The organism is Vibrio sp. Vb0598 (genome assembly GCF_033338935.1).
In the GTDB taxonomy this organism is placed as follows: Bacteria; Pseudomonadota; Gammaproteobacteria; order Enterobacterales; family Vibrionaceae; genus Vibrio; species Vibrio alginolyticus.
This window is the reverse complement of the sequence record NZ_JAWOTP010000049.1, coordinates 1-2,400: the sequence shown is the minus strand read 5'-3', so window position 1 is coordinate 2,400 and position 2,400 is coordinate 1. Positions and strand designations below refer to the sequence as shown.

At 43.8% G+C, this 2,400-nt stretch carries 1 protein-coding gene and 2 tRNA genes; 1 reads left to right on the top strand and 2 read right to left on the bottom strand.

The features are described 5' to 3' along the window. Positions 1-548: 548 nt before the first annotated feature. Positions 549-1,985 (top strand): NAD-dependent succinate-semialdehyde dehydrogenase, encoded by a 1,437-nt coding sequence (locus tag R7Q38_RS22720; RefSeq protein WP_213971174.1) that lies wholly within the window; start codon positions 549-551, stop codon positions 1,983-1,985. Between the two features lie 247 nt (positions 1,986-2,232). Here R7Q38_RS22720 and R7Q38_RS22715 read toward each other — a convergent pair. Both R7Q38_RS22715 and R7Q38_RS22710 read right to left on the bottom strand, forming a co-directional pair. Further along, positions 2,233-2,308, bottom strand: a tRNA-Asn gene (locus R7Q38_RS22715). Positions 2,309-2,323: 15 nt separating this feature from the next. Further along, positions 2,324-2,399: transfer RNA gene (locus R7Q38_RS22710), tRNA-Thr, on the bottom strand. Position 2,400: the final 1 nt, after the last annotated feature.

The window sequence follows — 2,400 nt, the reverse complement described above, 5'->3', positions numbered from 1 at the left end:
AGTTGGTTAGAATACCGGCCTGTCACGCCGGGGGTCGCGGGTTCGAGTCCCGTCCACTCCGCCACTTATATTAAGCCCTAGTCGAAAGACTGGGGCTTTTTCGTTTGGTCGTGTCCCCTAGAAATTTATTTACACATTGAAGGCGAGACAATAAGACTTTCTTTACCCTTTTAGTGCATGAGTTTCTCAGGAAGATGAGCCTGCTGCTTGCACTTCCAATTACTCCGAGTTTGTATCATGTCCTCGTTGAAAGGTTGGTCATTTGAGCAATGATCGCCCTCAACCGTAATAGAATGAATAGTCTTCCGCACTGCGTGTTTTGTTAGCGTCTCTCTTAAACAATAATCTTCTACATCTTATTTCTCAAACATTCATTGCTTACATGTTTAGAGCGGGACCGTCGTTGCGTGGATTACGCAATTTCCCGAAATATAGTGAGAAAGAGAGCTAAGTCTTCCGAAAATTAATGCCTTTTAGAAAACTTTGTTTTCTTTGCTGAACTTGCTAGTAGCGATTAACCTAAGAGGAGTTCTTGAGGAGTATGTTTGATGATGCAACAAATAAAAAATGAAACGCTGAAATCTGTATTTAAGCAATGGTCTTCCGAAGAGGGAATTGTGGTCATCAACCCTGCAACTGAGCAAGAGTTAATTCGGTTAAAGCCTAGTACTCTTGAGGAGTTAGATGATCTCATTGGTCAGTGCAAAACGGAGCAAGTCCGTTGGGCTAAATTAAGTGCCAAAGAGCGCTCTCGTCGTTTGAGGGGGTGGTATCAACTACTTCTTGATAATGCAGAAGACATAGCCACGATTATTACCTTAGAGCAGGGAAAACCTTTAGCTGAGAGCAAAGGGGAAGTGATGTATGGTGCCTCTTTTGTCGAGTGGTTCTCAGAAGAAGCAAAACGTGCTTATGGCGAAGTTATTCCTGCCCCCACGACAGATAGACGTCTATCTGCAATTCGCCAGCCTGTGGGAGTATGCGCTGCAATTACACCTTGGAACTTCCCTATTGCGATGATTACAAGAAAAGCAGCACCAGCCCTAGCGGCAGGTTGTGGCATGTTGATCAAGCCATCAGAGCTTACCCCTCTCACTGCAATTGCTGTTGTTGAATTAGCTTATCAGGCTGGTATCCCTAAAGAACTGCTTTCTGTCGTGGTATCAGAACAGGCTGCTGAGTTTGGTCAAGTACTAAGTACTGATCCTAGGATTCAGAAGATCTCTTTTACGGGGTCTACGCGCGTTGGGAAAATTTTGATGAAGCAAGCCAGTGATTCAGTCAAGGCGGTGTCGATGGAGTTGGGTGGTAATGCGCCTTTCATCGTGTTTGAAGATGCAGACTTAGATGCGGCTGCGGAAGGGCTTGTCGCGTCGAAGTTCCGTAATGCAGGGCAAACATGTGTTTGTACCAATCGGTTATATGTTCATAAAAATGTAAAACAAGCTTTTATTGATAAAGTATTGTCGAAGTTAAGCAAATTAAAGCTTGGAAATGGTTTAGAGAAAGGTGTCACATTAGGTCCTGTTATTACGATGGCCTCTAAGCATCGACTAGAGGCGGTGATCGATCAAGCTGTACAAGAAGGAGCCTCTATTGCTAACTCTCCACAGAGACGGCCTGGTCGCTTTATGGAGCCCGTTCTTTTGGATAGTGTGACGCAGAATATGTCGATTGTTCAGCAAGAGCTATTCGGGCCTGTGTTGCCTATTGTTACCTTTGAAAATGATTATCAAGTTCTCGAAATGGCGAACGATACAGAATATGGTTTGGCTTGCTATTTCTATACGAATAGCTTGAAGCGTATTGTGACTTTTAGTGAAGGTTTAGAGTACGGCATGGTTGGAGTGAATGAAGGAATCATCTCTACTGAAGTGGCTCCATTTGGTGGAGTTAAAGAGTCGGGTGTTGGACGGGAAGGTGCTAAGCAAGGACTCGATGAATATCTGGAGACAAAGTATATTTGTCTTGGTGGTTTAAGCTGATTTCAGAGATGGCCGATTGAATTAAAAAGCTAGGTTTTTACCTAGCTTTTTTTTAGTTGAAAGGCATACCATTTGCCACGCGCGTTTGTGGTTAATATTTTCTGGTTATTTAATGAGTCGATAGTTAGCTTGCGGTAAGCGGTTTTTAATAATCAAAGCGCTTATGTTATTTCGTGGGTAGTAGGAGAGAGCTTAGCTTTAAACTAATACAAAAAAGCCGCATCAAGTGATGCGGCTTCTTCTAATATGGCTCCTCCTGCTGGGCTCGAACCAGCGACCTGCGGATTAACAGTCCGTCGCTCTACCAACTGAGCTAAGGAGGAACAAATTTTAATAAGTGGTGCCGACTACCGGAATCGAACTGGTGACCTACTGATTACAAGTCAGTTGCTCTACCTACTGAGCTAAGTCGGCA

Bases quoted from the DNA above. Each gene is read 5' to 3' on its own strand.
- R7Q38_RS22720 (WP_213971174.1), top strand. From the start codon at position 549: ATGATGCAACAAATAAAAAATGAAACGCTGAAATCTGTATTTAAGCAA.